The sequence below is a fragment of the Alteromonas infernus genome (genome assembly GCF_902705815.1).
This window is the reverse complement of sequence record NZ_CACSIG010000031.1, coordinates 160,133-180,293: the sequence shown is the minus strand read 5'-3', so window position 1 is coordinate 180,293 and position 20,161 is coordinate 160,133. Positions and strand designations below refer to the sequence as shown.

Annotated in this window: 20 protein-coding genes; all 20 read right to left on the bottom strand. The window is 46.5% G+C overall.

Annotated features, from left to right (window positions below; genetic code table 11):
• Positions 1–4: 4 nt before the first annotated feature.
• Entirely contained in the window at positions 5–388 is a 384-nt protein-coding gene (gene cheY / locus ACX5J7_RS08245; protein ID WP_012517682.1) for a chemotaxis response regulator CheY, read from the bottom strand.
• 36 nt (positions 389–424) lie between these two features.
• Positions 425–1,156 (bottom strand): RNA polymerase sigma factor FliA, encoded by a 732-nt coding sequence (locus tag ACX5J7_RS08240; protein ID WP_012517681.1) that lies wholly within the window; start codon positions 1,154–1,156, stop codon positions 425–427.
• Positions 1,153–2,019, bottom strand: coding sequence for a MinD/ParA family protein (locus ACX5J7_RS08235; RefSeq protein ID WP_012517680.1), 867 nt, complete (start codon positions 2,017–2,019; stop codon positions 1,153–1,155). Before ACX5J7_RS08235 ends, ACX5J7_RS08240 begins: the two co-directional genes overlap by 4 nt.
• Positions 2,020–2,024: 5 nt before the next feature.
• Positions 2,025–3,458 (bottom strand): flagellar biosynthesis GTPase FlhF, encoded by a 1,434-nt coding sequence (flhF, locus tag ACX5J7_RS08230; RefSeq protein WP_012517679.1) that lies wholly within the window; start codon positions 3,456–3,458, stop codon positions 2,025–2,027.
• A gap of 29 nt (positions 3,459–3,487) precedes the next feature.
• Positions 3,488–5,587 carry a flagellar biosynthesis protein FlhA gene (gene flhA / locus ACX5J7_RS08225; protein WP_015066484.1) on the bottom strand — a complete coding sequence of 700 codons (2,100 nt, stop codon included), beginning with the start codon at positions 5,585–5,587 and terminating at the stop codon, positions 3,488–3,490.
• A 189-nt stretch (positions 5,588–5,776) separates the two neighbouring features.
• On the bottom strand, positions 5,777–6,901 hold the full coding sequence (gene flhB, locus ACX5J7_RS08220; RefSeq protein WP_012517677.1) for a flagellar biosynthesis protein FlhB: 1,125 nt from the start codon (positions 6,899–6,901) through the stop codon (positions 5,777–5,779).
• A gap of 88 nt (positions 6,902–6,989) precedes the next feature.
• Positions 6,990–7,769 (bottom strand): flagellar biosynthetic protein FliR, encoded by a 780-nt coding sequence (fliR, locus tag ACX5J7_RS08215; RefSeq protein ID WP_012517676.1) that lies wholly within the window; start codon positions 7,767–7,769, stop codon positions 6,990–6,992.
• Between the two features lie 12 nt (positions 7,770–7,781).
• Positions 7,782–8,051 carry a flagellar biosynthesis protein FliQ gene (fliQ, locus tag ACX5J7_RS08210; protein ID WP_012517675.1) on the bottom strand — a complete coding sequence of 90 codons (270 nt, stop codon included), beginning with the start codon at positions 8,049–8,051 and terminating at the stop codon, positions 7,782–7,784.
• Between the two features lie 8 nt (positions 8,052–8,059).
• Positions 8,060–8,815, bottom strand: coding sequence for a flagellar type III secretion system pore protein FliP (gene fliP, locus ACX5J7_RS08205; RefSeq protein ID WP_498706749.1), 756 nt, complete (start codon positions 8,813–8,815; stop codon positions 8,060–8,062).
• Entirely contained in the window at positions 8,808–9,260 is a 453-nt protein-coding gene (fliO, locus tag ACX5J7_RS08200) for a flagellar biosynthetic protein FliO (RefSeq protein WP_012517673.1), read from the bottom strand. The genes fliP and fliO overlap by 8 nt, the downstream gene beginning before the upstream one ends.
• A 28-nt stretch (positions 9,261–9,288) precedes the next feature.
• Positions 9,289–9,696: a flagellar motor switch protein FliN gene (fliN, locus tag ACX5J7_RS08195; protein ID WP_012517672.1), complete on the bottom strand. Its 408-nt coding sequence runs from the start codon at positions 9,694–9,696 to the stop codon at positions 9,289–9,291.
• 17 nt (positions 9,697–9,713) lie between these two features.
• Positions 9,714–10,772, bottom strand: a complete 1,059-nt coding sequence (fliM, locus tag ACX5J7_RS08190; protein ID WP_012517671.1) for a flagellar motor switch protein FliM — start codon at positions 10,770–10,772, stop codon at positions 9,714–9,716.
• Positions 10,773–10,799: 27 nt separating this feature from the next.
• Positions 10,800–11,339: a flagellar basal body-associated protein FliL gene (gene fliL / locus ACX5J7_RS08185; RefSeq protein ID WP_012517670.1), complete on the bottom strand. Its 540-nt coding sequence runs from the start codon at positions 11,337–11,339 to the stop codon at positions 10,800–10,802.
• Between the two features lie 221 nt (positions 11,340–11,560).
• Positions 11,561–13,867 carry a flagellar hook-length control protein FliK gene (locus ACX5J7_RS08180; RefSeq protein WP_012517669.1) on the bottom strand — a complete coding sequence of 769 codons (2,307 nt, stop codon included), beginning with the start codon at positions 13,865–13,867 and terminating at the stop codon, positions 11,561–11,563.
• A 328-nt stretch (positions 13,868–14,195) separates the two neighbouring features.
• Entirely contained in the window at positions 14,196–14,660 is a 465-nt protein-coding gene (gene fliJ / locus ACX5J7_RS08175) for a flagellar export protein FliJ (RefSeq protein WP_498706748.1), read from the bottom strand.
• Positions 14,661–14,732: 72 nt separating this feature from the next.
• Positions 14,733–16,067, bottom strand: coding sequence for a flagellar protein export ATPase FliI (gene fliI, locus ACX5J7_RS08170; protein ID WP_012517667.1), 1,335 nt, complete (start codon positions 16,065–16,067; stop codon positions 14,733–14,735).
• Positions 16,060–16,842 carry a flagellar assembly protein FliH gene (gene fliH, locus ACX5J7_RS08165; RefSeq protein ID WP_012517666.1) on the bottom strand — a complete coding sequence of 261 codons (783 nt, stop codon included), beginning with the start codon at positions 16,840–16,842 and terminating at the stop codon, positions 16,060–16,062. Before fliH ends, fliI begins: the two co-directional genes overlap by 8 nt.
• Positions 16,843–16,896: 54 nt before the next feature.
• On the bottom strand, positions 16,897–17,937 hold the full coding sequence (fliG, locus tag ACX5J7_RS08160; protein ID WP_012517665.1) for a flagellar motor switch protein FliG: 1,041 nt from the start codon (positions 17,935–17,937) through the stop codon (positions 16,897–16,899).
• Positions 17,938–17,949: 12 nt separating this feature from the next.
• Positions 17,950–19,644, bottom strand: coding sequence for a flagellar basal-body MS-ring/collar protein FliF (fliF, locus tag ACX5J7_RS08155; RefSeq protein ID WP_278384454.1), 1,695 nt, complete (start codon positions 19,642–19,644; stop codon positions 17,950–17,952).
• A 12-nt stretch (positions 19,645–19,656) separates the two neighbouring features.
• Positions 19,657–19,992 (bottom strand): flagellar hook-basal body complex protein FliE, encoded by a 336-nt coding sequence (gene fliE / locus ACX5J7_RS08150; protein ID WP_012517663.1) that lies wholly within the window; start codon positions 19,990–19,992, stop codon positions 19,657–19,659.
• Between the last annotated feature and the right edge of the window lie 169 nt (positions 19,993–20,161).

Sequence of the window (20,161 nt, the reverse complement as noted above, 5' to 3'; positions counted from 1 at the left end):
TGGATCAACCTAAACGTTCGAAAATTTTATCTAATTTTTCTTTTAAAGTTGCAGCGGTGAATGGTTTAACGACATAGCCGTTAACGCCCGCTTGTGCAGCGGCAACAATTTGCTCTTTTTTCGCTTCTGCAGTTACCATTAGTACAGGTAAATGCTTAAGTTTGTCGTCGGCTCTTATTGCGCGCAGCAAATCGATACCTTGCATTCCTGGCATGTTCCAATCGGTAACAACGAAATCAAAATCACCTTGCTGCAGCATAGGCAATGCAGTGCTTCCGTCATCCGCTTCCTGGATGTTAGAAAAACCTAAATCTTTAAGCAGGTTTTTGATGATACGTCTCATGGTTGAAAAATCGTCAACCACAAGAATTTTCATGCTTTTGTCCAAAATAGCCTCCAATGAGGGGTTAATTGTTATTAATTTCTATTCTTCGTCAGCTTGCCACGACTTCATTCGTGATTTGAGTTTTAACATGGCCTGACTGTGAATTTGGCTGACTCTTGACTCACTAACATCAAGAACTTCGCCAATTTCTCTTAAGTTCAGTTCTTCATCATAGTACAGTGAAAGAACAATTGCTTCTCGTTCAGGTAATGTCGTAATGGCATGGGCAAGCGCTTTTTGAAACGCGCCTTGCATTAAATCTTCAAGCGGCGCATCACTACCTCTACTCTGCTCAGTAGTAATTACATCTTCCGACACACCTAAATCTTCAATACCTACCAGCTTTCCCGCATTAACCTCATTAAGCATTTGGTGATAGTCCTGCAAGCTTACATTAAGCTTATCAGCAATATCAGAATCTCTCGCATCGCGGCCTGTTTCGCTCTCTACCTGTGAAATAGCCTCGGTAATAGCACGTCCATTTCTATGTACTGAACGCGGGGTCCAATCGCCTTTACGTATCTCATCTAACATAGCACCACGAATGCGAATGCCTGCGAAAGTTTCAAAGCTCGCGCCTTTCGACCCGTCGAAGTTACGCGCAGCTTCTAGCAAACCAATCATACCCGACTGGATCAGGTCATCAACAAGAACACTGGCCGGCAATCGCGCAATCAAGTGATGCGCAATGCGCTTAACCAATGACGCATGTCGTTCGACTAACTGCGATTTATCGGTTTGTTGACGATAAGCGGCGGCCTTGCTGTTCAACGCTGACTTCCTACTGCTTTTTCTGCAACGAGTTGTTCAATAAAAAACTCTAGGTGACCGCCCGGTTGTGCCGGAATGGGCCACGTAAGGGCTCTACTCGCAAGCTGAGTAATCGCAACAGCGGCGGGAGAACCCGGATACGCATCAACAATAGCCGTTTGTTTTCTCACGGCTTTGCGGATATTCTCATCAAAAGGTACGGTTGCCACTAATTCTAGTGCAACATCTAAAAAACGCCCTGTCACTTTGCTTAATTTGCTAAATAATTCCTGACCTTCCCGTACATCGCGAACCATATTCGCCACAACTTTAAAGCGAAATACACCGTGCTCACGATTAAGAATCTTTATTAAGGCATAGGCGTCAGTTAACGAGGTGGGCTCATCGCAAACCACTACCATGATGTCTTGAGAAGCTTTTGAAAAACTCAACACCATGTCTGAAATACCGGCCGCGGTATCTACGATGAGTACATCGATTTGCGAACGCAATTCACTAAAGGCTCTGATAAGACCCGCGTGCTGCGTTGGCGATAATTCTGCCATTGATTGCGTGCCAGAGGTGGCAGGCGCAATTTTAATACCGTGGGGGCCGGTGACTAACACTTCATCAAGCGTGCACTCGCCAGATAGCACGTGGGAAAGGTTTTTCTCAACCCGCAAACCTAGCATTACGTCTACGTTCGCCAGCCCGAGGTCGGCGTCGAGAACCATAACTCGCTTACCCTGCTTCGCCATAGCGATAGCGGTGTTTAGCGTAATGTTTGTTTTACCTACGCCACCTTTACCTCCGGTGACGGCGATAACTTTGATTAACCGTGATTGCTTCATTTTTCTTAAGCTACTCGCTTGGTCGTCAATCATACTGCTTATGCTGTTTTAATTGCGTTGTTGCTACTAGTATGATTCAAACCGTACTTTTTATAAAGCTTTGCAGCGGCAGAAACTAAAGATTTTGCCTCCGCAATCTTAATGTCTTCAGGTACTTTCTGACCGTCGGTGACATAACTAACCGGCAGTTGATATTCAACTGCAGCGCTCAATACCTCTCCTAAAGAGTAGCATTCATCTAACTTTGTGAAAATACAGCCACTTAGTTCGATATCATCATAAGCCTTAATGATGCGCTGTAGGGCAGGATATTGTGTATTTGCCTGCGCTACCAAATATTTTTTAACTTTTGGCATTTGACCATTATCAAACTGCTTAATCTGTTTAATTAAACGGCTATCCCGTTGGCTAAACCCTGCCGTATCAATCAATACTAGACGCTTATGACGAAGTTGGAATAATAAATCCGCAAGTTCTTCACTAGTCTGCGCTTTTCTCACCGTACAACCAATAATTTTTCCGTATGTCGCGAGCTGCTCATAGGCCGCAATTCTATACGTATCTATGGTAATCATTGCTACTGAATCTGCACCGTACTTTTGTGCATAGCGAGCAGCTAGTTTTGCAACCGTCGTTGTTTTACCTGTGCCCGTCGGTCCGACTAAGGCAACTGCACCTTGCGCACTAAGTATATCGTTTCCTGTCACATTTATGCGATTAGCCAATAGGTTAAGAAGATACACCCATGCGTCTCGTTCATTGTAGTGTGCTGGTGTATAGTTAATTAGCTGACTGGCAAGTGCACTGCTTAACCCCATATCCGTTAGACGGGTAATCAAGTATTGATGTACCGGTTTTTGACGCTTGTTTTTCGCTTCCATCAAGTCTGCAACCTGATATTGTAAAACATCGCGCAACGACGCTAACTCTTCTTTAATTTGCGCCAATTCTGCAGATTGAGAGACGGGTGCCTCGTCTATGCTTGACGCTTGGTGGTCAGGAAACGTTGTTGCTCTACCTTCGTCTTGTGCAAGGTGCTGGCTTTCTACGTCATCAATAAAGGCTTCTGAGAAATCAAGGTGTGACGCAATTTCGTTGGCATGTCTCGCATTTGCAGACATAGGCTGATTATGGTTGGCTGAATGCGACTGCGATGCTGAAGCATTACTTGATGAAGGCGCACTACCGCCGTGCTGCTTTTCTAACAGAGCTTTTAAACTGTCGGGGCCATCATCACCGATAATCTCACTTAAGCTAGGCACGGCTTTTTGACCTGATGCTTTAGGGGTTGCTTTAGGCGATGTTTTAGGAGTGAAGAGTTTTGCTTCAGGCTCTTTATCATAGGCAGCAACAAGCTCAATGCCATCGGCAACTTTGCGGTTCGACATGATCACTGCATCACTGCCTAATTCAGCTTTAACTTGGCTTAACGCCTCACGCATATCTTTGCCGAAGAAACGTCTAATTTTCATTGCAACCTCTCCAATCACCCAGTGTCAGATTATTGACCGACCGAACTGACTATTTTTATTTGTTTGTCGTCAGGCACTTCTTGGTAAGAAAGCACATGGAGCCCAACAACCGAATACTTTAAGAAGCGAGACAGAACGGGTCGCAGCATGCCAGAGGTTAGGAGTACTGCAGGCTCTCCTTCTAACTCTTGCTGCTGACTGGCTTGCTGCAATGATTTTTGCAGCTTGTCTGCCAAACCTGGTTCGATACCAGCGCCATCTTCGCCACCTGCTTGAAGTGACTGGTGCAACATCTGTTCCAACTCTGGCGCCAAGGTTATGACAGGTATCTCTTTTGCCCCTTGGGTAATTTCTTGGACAATAAGACGTTTAAGCGCAATACGAACGGCAGAGACCAATACATCCGGGTCTTGGCTGCGAGTGCCGTATTCACTTAAGGTTTGAACAATAGTGCGCATATCGCGAATAGGCACGCCCTCAAATAGTAGGGTTTGAAGCACTTTTACCACCGTGCTTAGCGGCAAGATATCTGGTACTAAACCTTCCACCAATTTAGGGTGCTGCTTAGCCAGCATATCGAGTAACTGCTGCGCTTCTTCGTGACCAAGTAGCTGATAAGCATTGTTAGTTAACAACTGGCTGAGGTGGGTAGCCACAACGGTAGCTGCATCAACAACGGTGTACCCCAAGGTTTGCGCGTGTTCTCGTTTATTCGGCTTGATCCACACCGCATCTAAACCAAACGCAGGGTCTTTGGTGGCGCGACCTTCTAATTTGCCGAAGACCTGCCCGGGGTTGATAGCCAACTCTTCATCATGACTGATAACAGAGTCGCCAATGGTGACGCCAAGCATAGCAATGGTGTAGGTATTAGGCTCTAAATCTAAATTATCGCGAATGTGTACTGGGGGAATAAGAAAACCAAGTTCTTGGGAGAGCTTTTTACGCACCCCTTTTATGCGCGTCAACAATTCGCCACCTTGAGATTTATCAACCAGTGGTATTAATCGATAGCCGACCTCCAACCCGATAGTATCAACCTGCTGAACGTCATCCCACCCCAGCTCTTTAACCTCTGGCGCCACCGTGTCGTCTTTCATCACATTATCAGGGACCGACGGTGCCGCAGCCTTTTTCTTTTGCTGAACTGTCTGCCAATAGGCAACGCCCGCAATTAAAAACGAGAACCCTAAAAATGCAATGTGGGGCATACCTGGAATAATACCCATCACAAATAGCACGCCCGATGCAATATAAAGCGCTTGTGTGTTGCCTAATTGTCCGCGGATCTCTTTACCCATTTCTTGGGTTTCGTTTTCACGAGTAACAATTATCGCGGTCGCTACAGAAAGCAGAAGTGAAGGTATTTGAGCAACCAGCCCATCACCGATAGTAAGGATGGTATAAATTTCAATAGCACTACCAAAATTCAAATCGTGCTGGATCATGCCGATGAATAACCCGCCGACGATATTAATCAACATAATGAAAAGACCGGCGACCGCGTCACCCTTTACGAATTTTGACGCACCGTCCATCGAGCCGTAAAAATCGGCTTCTGCGGTGATTTCTTCTCGGCGCTGACGGGCTTGGTCTTGGTCGATATAGCCGGCGTTCAAGTCGGCATCAATTGCCATCTGCTTACCTGGCATGGCGTCCAAAGTAAAGCGAGCACTTACTTCAGATATACGCCCGGCACCCGCGGTAACCACTTTGAAGTTAATAATTAGAAGAATAGCAAAAACAACAATACCCACCGCATAGTTACCACCGATAACCACTGCTCCAAAGGCCTCGATAACCTTACCTGCAGCATCCCCCCCTTCGTGCCCATAAAGCAGAACAACACGGGTAGACGCTACGTTCAATGCCAGTCTCAGTACTGTAGCGATAAGCAACACAAGCGGGAAAATACCGAAATCGACAGGTTTTTGTGTGAGTACTGCCACCAAAATTATGACCAGAGACAAGGCAATATTAAAACTAAACAGCACATCTAATAAGAACGGCGGCATAGGTAAAATAACCATGCCCATTATGGCTAAGAGGACGATAGGCGCGCCTAAACCACTGGTGAAATTTTGCAGCTGATTTTTATCGAAACGCTGAAGATAACCGGATAACTGCATTGCGTATTGTCTCTCTATCAGAAAATTGACGCTTAATTCTATTCTGATAGGCGGGTTTCAACATACGTGCCAGCTTTAGCAAACACCTTCTGCAGCAGCACTAACTGCCTAAATTAACGGCATTTCTTATTTTAACAACCGTCCATTTTCCCGCATCTTTTTCATGCTAACTTGGCGGGGAAGGCTGTGTTATCGGCGATACTCGGGAGGGATGGGCAGATCCCGTTTCAATGGCTTGGGACGTTTACCTTTACCTGCTCTGTGAGCTTTAAGCTGATACACGTGGGCGAGAACTTGCGCTACCGCCATAAACAAGGCGTTGGGTATTTCATCATCCACTTCTGTGGAATAGAAGATTGCCCGCGCTAACATAGGAGAAGGAATGAGCGGAACATCATTCGCTGTGGCTATTTTTCTGATATGCATGGCCAACTCATCGGCGCCTTTTGCGACAACCACAGGTGCCCTAATTCCTTTTTCATCGTATTTAATGGCCACTGAAAAATGGGTAGGGTTAGTCACCACGACATCAGCTTGAGGGACTTCTTGCATCATTCTTTTCGTTGCAGCCTGATACTGCAATCGACGGATACGCCCTTTAACCATGGGGTCGCCTTCAGCATTTTTCCTTTCGTCTTTCACCTCCTGCTTGGTCATCTTCATTTCTTTGTTGTGCTTATACATTTGATAAGGCACATCGATGAGCGCGATGGGGATCATGCCACATACTAGAATGAGAAAAGCCCATTTAAGTATGTCCATAGCGTGAAACAGGTTGCCCGGATAAAGCTCCATATCTAAATGCAGCGCTTCATCTTCAAAGAACAGCAGCGCGCCAATGGCCATGCCGATAATAACCACTACTTTTGCAATAGACTTAAGAAGCTCAACTAAGCCATTGGTGCCAAACATGCGTTTGAAGCCTTGAATCGGGCTCATTTTAGAGCCTTTAGGCTTTGCCCCTTCCCACGTAAAGTTAAAACCGCCAAGGGCAATAGAGCCGTAGATCCCTGCAATCATTGCGACAACCATATATAGCAGTACGGCAGGGCCCACTGCTGAAAATGCCTCGCCCCACGCGCCAAACATGTGGGTGATATCATAGGTTTCATCACGAGATAAAATGAACATTCTGCGGGTAAGTTTAAATACCGACTCCGCTATCCAGCCACCAACAAATAGAAACATGACGGCACTGACTATTAACACCAAGGTGGTAGATAGTTCACGGGAACGGGCTAGCTGCCCTTTTTTTCGGGCATCATCGAGTTTCTTCCCCGTGGGGTCTTCTGTTTTTTCGCTTGAATCTGCCATGCTCGAGTCTGTTCTTCTCTGTTACGAGTTTACTCACCTAACCTGATCGCAGTCATACCATATTCTGCGAACGACGCGTATTGCTTGTCTAAGGACAAATATTCAATAATTCACACATAAACTGTTCAGCCCTAAACCATTGGGTTTCAAAGTGCGCAGTAAAGTTATCTAGCGTTATCCAAATAATCAGCAGCCCCATTAGCTGAGCAATGGAAAAACCAATGCTGAAAATGTTCAGCTGTGGCGCAGCTTTTGTCATTACACCAAAGGCCAAATTAACAATTAACAGCGAGACGATAGGCGCCAATGAAAGCGTAATAGCGGAAACGAACATCCAGCCTCCCCAATGGGCAATATCGCGAAACTGTTCGCCTGTCCACCACGCCTCGCCGATTGGAAAAGCCTCAAAACTCATCACTATCATTTGAATCATCGACAAGTGGCCGTCGAGTGTCCAAAACAACAAGGTCGCTAAAATAAGGTAAAACTGCCCGACCGCCGGCACGTTAATACCATTAACCGGGTCGACAATCGAAGCAAAGCCCAAACCGGTTTGCATGGCGATGATCTGCCCTGCTAACACGAAGGTGTTCAATACCATCATCGAAATAAAACCAATAGCGATGCCTATCAGTAATTGTTGAATAACAATTAAAAAGGTACCGACACTCACTAAGTTTTCAATAGGTGAAGGAGGTACAACCGGCATAATGACAAGGGTTAGCATTATTCCTAAAAGCGCCCTAACCTGCGGAGGGATAGACTTTGCACTTAAGCCAATCATAGCTACAAACAGCCCGCTTATACGCATAAAAGGTAAGAGCATGTCGGCAAGAAACTGATTGATAGTGGCGAGTTCGACTTCCACGAATTAGACCTTCTAGCCTACAACCTGAGGGATCATATCGACCATTCTAAAGGTGAAATCCATCAGTTGTTGTACCAGCCAGTTCCCCCCCCAACTCAATGCCAATAGCGTAACGAGTAAGCGAGGCAGGAAACTCATGGTTTGTTCGTTGATACTGGTAGCGGCCTGAAATACAGCGACGACCAAGCCTACAATCAAGCTTGGAACAATCACCGCCGATACCAGCACGATTACCATAAACATGGCTTCTCGCAGTATCTCTACAAAGACTTCTGGTGACATAAGCCCTCCTAGACGCCCATACCGAAACTCGTCGCGAGTGTGCCGAAAATGAGATTCCAGCCGTCCACCAGTACGAATAACATGAGTTTGAAAGGTAAAGATACAATCATGGGGGATAGCATCATCATACCCATAGCCATCAATATTGAAGCTACAACCAAGTCGATAATAAGAAACGGAATAAACAGCATAAAGCCAATTTGAAAGGCGGTTTTAAGCTCGCTGGTTACAAAGGCTGGAATAAGAATAATCAGCGGCACTTCATCTGTATCAGCGTATTTTCCCTCGTCTCCCGCTATTCGTACAAAGGTCTCTAAATCTTTAACACGGGTTTGGGAAAGCATAAAAGCGCGCATAGGGCCCTTTGCCTGTTCCAGTGCATCTAAACTTGTAAGCTGTTCATTGAGGTAGGGCTGTAAAGCCCGCTCATTCACTTCTTCAAACACCGGCGCCATGATAAACATAGAGAGAAATAAGCTTACCCCAATGAGTATTTGGTTCGACGGTGACTGCTGTAAACCGATTGCCTGACGCAAAATGGACAACACCACAATAATCCGTGTGAACGACGTCATCATCATGATAAAGGCGGGTATTAAACTGAGCGCCGTCATAATGAACAGCGCTTGTAGTGTCATGGTGTAGTCTTGAGAGCCATCTTGATTTGTCGTAACTGTAACCGCTGAGATGCCCTGTTGCGCATACACTGGCTCTACAAATAAAAGTAATGGCAGGGTTAAAAGTAGCCAGGCAAACTTACGCATCGCTCGATTCTTCCTTCGGTTTATTCTTATCCATATTAGGGTTGAGTTTACCCGCCATCGCCGCTACGAGCTTTTGCTTAAAAGCATCGGCTCCATTTTCTTGTTCACCGGTTGACTTGCTCATCCCTTTAGCAGGTATATCGAGATTTTTTTCAAGCTTACTTAGATGAGAAATGTTGTGACCGGTGATGCCAATTAGGTGCTGCTCATCGCCCACCTGAATGACCATTATTTTTTCTTTGGTCCCCACCACCATACTCGCCGCCACTTTCATTTGGTTGTTTCCCATCGCAGTGACATTAAATCGACGCATAACATAGGCTAACGCAAAAATAACGCCGACAACCAGCAACAAAGATAGGAAAATTGACAGTACGGACGTGGGATTGGTAATTGACTGGGTCGACTGAGCGACAGCTAGCTGGCTAAATAAAAGGGGCAGCAAGGCGCAACCCCTTAGTATATAAGAAGTTTTATCTGAGCTTCTTGATTCTCTCAATTTGACTAATAACATCCGTTAATCGAATACCGAATTTGTCGTTGACCACTACTACTTCACCATGAGCAATCAACGTGCCATTTACTAATACATCTAATGGCTCACCGGCAACACGATCCAGCTCCACCACAGACCCTTGGTTCAACTGTAGCAGATTTCGGATACTTATTTGACTACGACCTACTTCCATTGAAATAGTCACGGGAATATCTAGGATCGTATCAAGCTTTTTCTTTTCTTCTTGGGTGATCGGCGCATCGTCGGTTAACTCGTCAAGTTCGGCAACCTGAACATCTTCGTTGTCACCGGCTTCTTGATCAGCTTCAGATTCGGCTTGCTCGGCCATGGCCGCAGCCCAATCGTCCATACCATCTTCACTCATGGGAACTCCCCTCTACCTTACAGGTCTTCTTCGAGTACTTGCAGTTCTGCGTCATTATCTATAATGCGCCCACCGCGGGTTAATAACTGTAGCTCAGACTTCACTGAAGTCGGTCTTGCAATTTTTTCTACTATTTTAAGCGCCAAGTTATCTCGGCTTCGGCCTAACTTAGCCCTAAACGTAGGTAAATCTTCGATTAGCACTGTGATAGTTTCAGGCATTTCCACCGGAATTATATCGCCTGGCTTAAACTCCATCACATCGCGTAAAGGCACATCGACATCCAACATGTGGGTAGTTAATGCCACTTTCACATCCATAATTTCGTCGCGAAGCGCTTTGCTCCAGCGCAAGTCCGTATCTTCTTTATCGCTTTGAACACCGGCGTCTAGCAGTTCGCGTATCGGTTCTAGCATTGAGTATGGCAACGACACGTGGAAGTCGCCACCACCACCGTCTAACTCTATATGAAACGAGCTGATAACCACTACTTCGGTGGGGCTTACAATGTTTGCCATTGCCGGGTTGACTTCCGAATCTAAGTATTCGAAAGACACGTCCATGACCGGCGCCCATGCTTCTTTATAATCTTCGAAAATGATTTTAAGCAGCATCTGAATAATACGACGTTCCGTAGGCGTGAATTCTCGGCCTTCGATTTTTGCATGATAGCGGCCATCGCCACCAAAGAAGTTGTCTACCAAAATAAAAACAAGACGCGCTTCCATGGTAATGAGCCCAGTTCCCTTAAGGGGACGGAAGCGCACCATATTTAGGCTGGTCGGAACAAATAACGTATGGATGTATTCGCCGAACTTAATCATTTGAATACCGTTAATCGATACTTCAGCAGAGCGGCGCATCATGTTGAATAAACTCACCCGCATATGGCGCGCGAAGCGTTCATTCACAATTTCGAGCGTAGGCATTCGCCCACGCACAATTCTGTCTTGCGAGGAGAAGTCGTACTCGAGCGTAGAAGCATCAGAGTCGCTATCGCCAACCTCTTCCTCTTCTACATCATCTACCCCGTGTAATAGGGCATCGATTTCATCTTGAGATAATAAATCACTCACCGTCTTCTACCTTACCAAATCAATGCATTACTGCATGACAAAACCAGTAAACAATACGCGCTCTACCACGTCGCTACCCGTAATGTCTTTTAATGCTTTTTGGACTTCACTTACCGCTTGCTCGCGAAGTTCTATTTTGCCCGCCTCAGTGACCAAATCGTCTGCATTAGATGTGCTAAATGCCTGTAGCAATGTACCTTCGATAAGCGGTATGTGCGTTTTCGCTAACTCTTCATTGTCAGAACCTCGTACCAATAGCTGAACCTTTATCTGCACGAGGCGGTCTCTTCCCGACCCAGGTACGTTAAAAACGAAGGGGCGAGGCATAGCAACATAAAGTGCGGTGCCCATTTCTGCATTTCCTGGGCCAGCGGCTGGTGCGGTAGCGGCTGCGGCTGCAGCATCAGTTTCAGCAAGCTGCTCAGCCGCGGGCTCATCGCCACCTGCGAACAGTAGGAAATAAGCGGCAGCTCCGCCCCCAACAAGAACGACAGCAATTATAATGATCAACATCATTTTGCCTTTCTTTTTACCGCCGTCTTCTACTTGTAATTCTTCATCAGCCATGTGTAACTCGTCAGTAGTCCTAGAAAAAGCGTATTATCAAGGTTCCTTCAAAAATGGCAATGCCATTGTTTGTATATGCTTATCTTTATCTAAGAAGTTAGAAAGCAATTTACAGGTTTTGCAAGGCACTCATTGATAATTACATCAACCATAGCAGCCTAGGGGTATTCTCACCATGCTACCTATTGGTAATTGTGGTGCCGCCTTCAAAACTCACAGACCTACGCATAAAAATCGATACCGCCTTTCGCTGCACGCGTAACGGGCTGTTCAATAACACGTGTACCTTCCATTTCATCTAGGCCGTCATTTTCTCCACGCTCGCCACGGCCTTGATTAGCCTCTCCTGCAAGTTGCTGGCCATGTTCATTGTTCGACGAGTTATCTTTTCGCACTTCAGCATCACCTAACTCAATGCCCTGCTCTGACAGCATATCTCTCAGTTTCGGCATGGCCTCTGCCAGTGCGTCTTTTGCTTGCTGTGACTGCACCACAAAGCTAACGCTTGCGGCGTCTCCCGCAACGTTAACGCGAACCTGCATACTGCCAAGCTCAGGCGGGTCTAAACGAATTTCTGCCATCGTGTTTCTAGCATTAACCATCCAGCGAATTTTCTCGTTAAGCTGTTGCTGTCCTTCGCTTTTATGAATATTGACCGCTTTATCAAAGCCTTCAAATTGCTGCTGAGTTTTTGACGCTTCAGCGCGAAGCTGACTATTTTCCTGCATAACGGTGTCAGTTTGCGCCACTAGACCTAAAATAGCGTGTTGTGCACTTGCTTGTGTCTGCGACATTAAGTTTAAAAACTGACTCGCCTGACTATCTACTTTGGCAGTCATAGATGCCACCATTTCAGTACTCACCGCCGCGTCTTTTGCCGCGTCAGCCACGATACCACTTAAGTCAATACCCGGCTCTATGCCCTGCTCAACTTGCTGCTGAAATTCATTAATACCGGCTATGATATTCGCCTTAACGGCCTGTTGCTGTTGACCGCTGGGCATGGTTGCAACCATGCGTTCTGCGAAGGCTTCTGTTGCTTTCTGTGCACTTTGAGGCGAAAGCTCACTGATAGCCGTTAGCAAGTCAGATGGTATTTCTGTCGCTTGCTGAGACTGATCTATCACAGCGCTTTGCACATTTGTACTTGATTGAGCTGATACGCCTGCTGCATTGGCAGCGTTGGCACTGTTAGTTTCACCGCGACTAATGACGCTACCATTAACACCTTGCGTGATGGTAGGATCGCTAGCTAACTCTGTAAGGGTTTCATCAATTAACGCCTCGCTTTCTTCAGCGCCCTCTTCTTGCACGTTATTAAGTTCATCGGCGATCAAACTTAAAATTAACGACTCGTCCGTTGCAAGTTCTTTTAAATCAAGAGCTTCGGCATCTAGCTCGTCCGTTCCAAGTTCTTTTAAATCAAGGGCTTCGGCATCTAGCTCGTTAGATGCAAGTGCGCCTGCATCAACAGGCTTACTTGTCTCTTCAGCACTGCTACTTTCCATGAGCTTCGCCAAAAGTGCCGAAAGGCTATCTTCACTTTCTGCTTCACCGTCAGTTGAAAACTGTTGAATTGTTGACGGTTCAAATGACGTGTCACTACCGTTGTGTTCGCCTTCACTACTTTGCTTAGATAACAGGGAAGCTAACGCACTAAGCGTTTGCTTTGCTTCATGTGACAGGGCGCTATCGGAAAATTTTTCTAAGCTAGCTTCACCCTCGCTATTTAGCTGCGTAAGAAAGTGTGCAAGTAAAGAAGGCGCATCGCTAGCGTCTACGTTTTCAGGCAGTTTCCAAAGCTTCCCCGCCTCATTAACCGACAGCACATCAACGTTATCCTCGACTAACTCGGCAACCTGGCTAGTGGGTGTATTACCCTTATTATTGTCACTTTGCTGCTCACCCTTTGCCATACCGTTTACCACGGTTTCAACATAGGCAATCCAATCAGGCTCAGCCTCGTCTTCTTTAATGGGTTTTGCATCCGGCGTTCCAGGAGTGGTAATTACCCCAGCTTCAGCATCTTTTTTACCGCCTTCGCCTAAAACAAACTTAGCCTCGGTAACGCTGCGCTGTTCCACTGCCTCGCCATCAGCGACAAGCTGCTGCGCAAGTTCACGCTTTTGGGTTTCCCGAGTATCTTCAATTTCTGATCGAACGCGACCTTGTTGCGCCTCTGCCTCAGTGGCTTGTGCGCTGCTATCGTATTCGTCTGCCCGGTCGGTCGCTCGGTGATTATCGGGTAGGTCCGTATGGCCGGCGTCTTTATCTTTTGCGCTTTTAGCCATTTGTTCAGAAGCAGCTCGGTCTTGAGCTCGGCTGCTCGGAGTTTGACTCGACTTATCATTAAGCACGAAGTCTGAGCGCGAAGCTTTAGCATCTTGATAAAGTCGATTAAATGCCTGATTATTTTCGCTATTAGCATCTTGTTGTGAACCGATTCCAGTCTCTACTGCTTTTGCTGTGCTAGAGGCAGAAAAGGGTAATGCGGCAATGTCTGTTTTTTGTGCGGCAACTTGTTGCATAATGTCCTACCGTCCTACATTTAATTCGACTTCATCATAGAAGGCGTAAACCCGAAGTGGTTTCTTTGCGCCAAACGCTTCAAGCCTTAAGCAAAAATAAAAACCACTAAACGACCAACACCCATATACTTTACATACACTTACGTTTTTTTAATGACTTACTCGACATTTCATAAGGCGTAATATTTCTTAAATAATGTCTTTGCCAATGCTAATCGCCTAGGCCTTTAAATCGCATTAGCCAACGGCAAAGTAGCGTAAATCGTTACGTAAATAAGTTGTGGTGGTACATTCTAAGAAGAGTTTTGCAAGGGTTGCGCCAAACTGGCTATGTGTGCGAAAAAATGTCAAAAAGGTGAGCGCTTGGCACGAAAAAACGCTGGGTAGCAAATTCATCCATCATTGCTTGCTCTGCTTTTGCTTCTTTTTTCTGCTGAGCTAGCTTTTTTTTATCAAGCAGCAAGGTAACCGCTTTCACTTTTTGCTGTTGTTTAAGCCACATTTGCTTACGCTGGTCTGCCGCCATTTGCGCGCGAGCAATCACCTGCATCTGTTGTTCACACGCTTTATCTAATTTTCCCACAAAGGATAGATGCTGCTGATAGTAGGTAGCCGTCACACCCGATTGCCCGGTTTGCTGAATACCTTTTATATAGTCGATGCGATACTGCTCAAGGCTGGTTAGTTTTTGCTTTTGCTGATTAACATTCTGCTGAGCCTGCTGGTAATACCGCGCTTCTCGCTGCTCTTTTTCTCGCTCAAACTCGGCTAAACGTTCTAGTTGTTTAGACATTTGTCGATACCTTGATAAAGGATTCTGGCTTCATGTTCACAAATGACCACCTACGCTCTACTACAAAGCACATCACCCCTGCCCTAGCCCTTTAGCTAGGGCAGCCATACCTTCTAAGCTTTCGTCATAAGGAATGACTTGCTTCATACCTTGTTGCAATAATGCATTAATCGCTGGCTCTGCACGAATCGCTAAGTCTATACGTGGGTCTGAGCCCTTGGCATAAGCACCAATAGAAATGAGGTCTTGGTTTTGTTTGTAATTTGAGTAAACCTGGCGAATGCGACGCGCCATAAGCTGGTGCTCTTCACTCACCACCATTGGCATAACACGACTTATTGACGCTTCGATATCTATAGCCGGGTAATGGCCGCTATCGGCTAAAGTGCGCGATAGTACAACGTGGCCATCTAAAATGGCGCGCGCCGCATCAGCAATGGGGTCTTGCAAATCATCACCTTCGGTTAATACGGTATAAAAAGCCGTTATCGAACCCTGTCGCTCGCTGCCGTTACCGGCACGCTCGACTAATGCAGGTAGGCGAGCAAACACCGACGGTGGGTAGCCTTTAGTAGCAGGCGGCTCGCCAACGGCAAGGGCAATTTCACGCTGCGCCATCGCGTAGCGCGTAAGGGAATCTATCAGAAGAAGAACTTTCATCCCCTTGTCGCGAAAATATTCAGCAATGGTAACCGCTGTTTCGCAGCCTTTAAGGCGCATCAACGGGGAGGTGTCTGCAGGGGCAGCGACAACAACGGCGCGCTGACGCTCTTCTTCGGTGAGTATGTCGTGTATAAACTCTTTCACTTCCCGCCCACGCTCACCGACGAGCCCGACCACCACCACATCGGCTTCGCAACCGCGGGTCATCATGCCAAGCAGTACACTTTTACCCACGCCACTACCGGCAAACAGCCCCATACGCTGGCCTACGCCTACCGTATTGAGTGCGTTAATGGCGCGCACGCCCACATCCATTGGCGCATTGATAGGACGACGAATAAGCGGGTTCATAGGAGGACGCGTGGTGGGGGCTCTCGCTTCAGCATCAATTTCACCAAGTCCATCGAGTGGCTGTCCGTTTCCGTCTACCACGCGGCCTAAAAGGCCCATTCCAACAGGCAAACCACTTTGACGGTTTAATGGCATAACGCGGCTACCGGGCACTATCCCTCGCACCGCTTCTGTCGGCATCAAATAGGTAATATCATCACCGAAGCCAACCACTTCTGCTTCTATCTCGCCTTCCACAGTCTGCACTAAACATTGACTACCCACCGGCAGCTGGCAACCTACCGCTTCAAGGGTAAGGCCGATACCGCGAACGAGTTTCCCTGCTGCGACTACAGGTGGCGTTGTGACCTGCTTAGTCAGTGATTCAAAGTGACTATGCCACGGGCTAGTCATCGGATAGCCCTTGGTTTAGCAAAAATTTTTCAATAACATCACGGCAACGGCGCTCAATCGACACATCAACGGCATTGTGCACCGTGGTAATATCACACCCGCCCCTTTCCATGGCGGGAGCCTCCACCAAATTCCAGCCTTTTTTGGACATTTCTTCGTCACCAAAGTGCGCATTAACCAATGCAATATCGTCAGGGTGCATATGAATTTGGTATTCGGTTTGATTAATAGGAAGGGCTTTTATGCCTTCACTTAGCGCTTGCAGAATAACCTGTTGGTTAGTGCTTACCTCTACCTTAATAACTGACTTTGCAAGCGTAACCGCAAGTTTAACCAGTTGGTCGCGAGTTTCATCATTGGCTTGTGAGAGTGGATCGTGAAGTTTGTCCGCAAGCATTTGCCACACTTCTGCCTGGGTAGCCATTTGCTGACGGCCTTCATCTAAGCCTTGTTCAAGCCCTTTGGCATGGCCCTGTTCTTGGCCTTCACTAAGCCCTGTTTCAAGCCCCTCTGTTTTGCCCTCTTCAAACCCTTTTTCCTTGCCTTCTAGATACCCTTCGTCATAGGCTGCCTGTCGTATAGCTTCAATTTCTTCGGCAGTGGGTGGAAGTATTTCCTCTTCCACTTCAGGAGGCTCGTACTTCCAATCAGAACGTTTATTTAAGGCGTTAGTTGGCTCATCTTTCCTAGGCGCGGTCGCGTCGTCTACGAAGGGTAAATCCCACTTCTTCGCTTCACTTATTTCGTGTTCACTGAAACTTTTATTACCGGTCATATATTTACCTAGGCTTTATTGGTCATAGCGTTGAAAGACATTCCTATGAAAGGCTTACAGGAACTCTTCACCACCACCGCCACCGAGCATGATTTCACCTGAGTCAGAAAGTCGACGAGCAACGGACAGAATTTCTTTTTGCGCGGTCTCCACTTCACTGATTCGCACAGGACCAAGGGCTTCCAGATCATCGCCAAGCATTTCAGCAGCGCGTTTTGACATGTTGCGCATAATTTTATCTTTAAGCTCTTCGTCAGCCCCTTTAATGGCTTTAAGCAGCGCATCTTGCTGAACTTCGCGCAATATTGCCTGAATACCTTTGTCGTCCACATCGACTAAGTTGTCGAATACGAACATAAGATCTTGAATTTGCTGACTCATTTCTTCGTCTTGCTCGCGAATGGCGTCCATCAGCTGACCTTCTATTGCGGTATCTAGATAGTTCATGATGTTCGCTGCAGACTTCAGGCCGCCCATTTTGGCTGCTTGCGTACCCGCTTGACCAGCAAACTGTTTCTCCATAATTTCGTTTAGCTCTTGAAGCGCAGCAGGCTGTACTTCTTCTAAATTCGCAATACGCATTAACAAATCAAGTCGAACTTTTTCAGGGAACTGCGCCAAGATTTCGGCACTTTGCTCTGGCTCTAAATACGACATGACAATGGTTTGAATCTGCGGGTGTTCGTTTCGAATAATGCTGGCAACTTGTTTAGAGTCCATCCATTTCAGTGAATCTAGACCTTTTGCGCCACTGCCCATTAGGATCTGATCGATAAGGTTTGCCGCCTTATCTTCACCTAACGCCGCAGTTAGCGCTCGCTTAACAAAGTCTTGGCTCTGGAAGCCAATAGTGCTGTAGTTCTGAATCTCTTCAATGAAGTGTTTGTGAACTGACGTGATTTTGGTTTGCGTCATATCGTCCACTTTCGCCATTTCAGAACCCAGCTTCTGCACTTGTTTCGGTTCAAGGTGCTTTAATATCTGCGCCGCGTCTTCTTCAGATAAGCTTAGTAGTAATATGGCAGCTTTCTCTACGCCTTCTAATTTACTGACGTCGTATGACGGTTCTTCAACATTGGCAAGTTCTTCAGCCATAATCTTATCTCACTACTCGTCTTGCATTAACCAGCCCTTCACTACTTGGGCTGATAATTCTGGTTCATTGGCCACTAGGGCGCGTACGGCTTTAAGTACATCTTCGTCTTTGTGCAAGTCAGGCAGCATAAGTGAGCCATCTGGCGCAAAGCCAACCTGTCCTTCGTCAAAGTCAGACGTTAACATGCTAATTGTGTCATCGCCTAAGTCTAAGCCTTCATCGGCATCAAACTCATCGGCCTCATTAGTCTCATCTGGGTTGATAAGACGGCGCAGCATAGGTCGAATCACAAAAATGATAAGCACGATTATAACCAAGCCACCAATAACTAACTTAAGAATTGGCAGAAAACCGGGTTGCTCCCACAGTGGTGCGTCTTCAATCTCGCCGGTATCCATTCGCGTGAAGGGTACACTTACCACTTCTAACGAGTCGCCTCGGGTCACGTCAAAACCAATACCGCCTTGTAGAAGTCTTCGAATATTTAAGATTTCTTCTTGTTTACGCGGTGTAGGAGTCATTGCCCCGTCTTCGCCTGCTACCTGAGTATAGTCAACCGCTACAGAGACGCTAAGCCTTCTTATAACGCCCGTTTGCTTTTTAGTATGGCTAATGGTGGTATCAAGTTCGTAGTTGCGCGTTGACTCTTTTGCCGTGCGTCCAGGCATAGTTTGTTGACTACCGCCCACGGCGTTTTCTGGGATATTAGAATCCAGCGGAGGTTGATTTGATAATGCGCCAGGAATACCGCCAACACCGCCTCCTACGCTGTTTTCCTCTACAATCATCTCGCTTCGAACAGCCGGAAGGTCTGGGTTGTAGCTACGCTGGGTTTGTTCAATCGCAGTGAAATCCATCGCAACATCGGCTTGCGCCGTGTAGTTCCCAATACCCAGTACGGGTATTAATATAGCATCAATTTTTTCTAAGTACTCTTGCTCGCGCTGGCGCTCAATTTCGTATTCTTTTCTAGCACGAGCGCTCATCGAGTCTTGTGAGCCGGAATTTAGCAAGCGGCCGTTACTGTCGGTCACCGTCACCTTAGACGGCTCCATGTTTTGAACCGCTGATGCCACGATATCAACAACCGCATCAGCTTCTTCACCGGCGATTACTGCGCCACGCTTTGCGGTTAGCACCACAGTGGCTGACGCTTTTTTCTCTCTGCGTGCAAACACGTTTTCTTTGGGCATGGCGAGTAATACCCGCGCTTTTTGGATACTGGCAATATCTTCAATTGTCGCGGCGATTTGCTGCTCTCGGGCATGTTTAAGGCGCTCCATCTCTACCCGCTGGCTTACCCCAAAGCCCATGTCCTGCATGATAATGTCTGTGCCCGCATCAGAACTATTGGTTAATCCCTGACGGGTCATACCTAACCGAATATTTTGGAACTCATCGCTTCTCACATAAACCGTATTGCCTTCAAGCTTATATTCAATTTGATTCGCATCCATGTAATCAAGCGTCTCTATAAGCTCTTGAGTTTCCATTTTCGCGAGTGGACGATAATCAGGCTCTTGTGACCAAATCAGAATAAAAATAGCGATAGCCACACAAATAACGAGGACGACGACGAGCGCCATTTGACGCATCATGTCAGCGCTGCCTAGGGTGTCCATAAAGCCAGATTTATTCTCTGGCTCGTTGTCCACCGCTTGATTTTGGTCAGGAACCGTTAGGTTTGTACCTGTTGCTTCAGCCATAACCTACTCCACCTACACCGGCATGTTCATTATTGTTTTATAGGCTTCAAGTACTTTATTTCGTACCTGAACAGTTGCCTCAAAGGCAATGCCCGATTTTTCTTTAGTTAACATAACCTGCGCCAAACTTAGACTAGGGTCACCCATCTCAAAACGTTGCTGCACATCTTTTGACTCTAGCTGCATATTATTCACGCCATCAACCGCATTTTTTAGCATGGTCGAGAAGTCACTTGCAGAGGTATTGATCTCATTAAGCGATTGCTGTTGAGGTTCATTAACTTGAAGACGAGTTTGCCCGATCATATTTTGCATTTCTTGATACAAACTGTTGGCTTTAACGTCCATAACCACTCCTAGTGTTTCTTCATTTACCGGCAATGCGGCGGCGAATAGCGAATATATAAGAGTGATTTAGCAAAGGGCTTGCCAACTTTAAAAACCATTTAATTTCAAAAGCTTAACAATAATTTTTGGCGTACAGCCAAATTAATGACGTTGTACCACATAGGAGCAA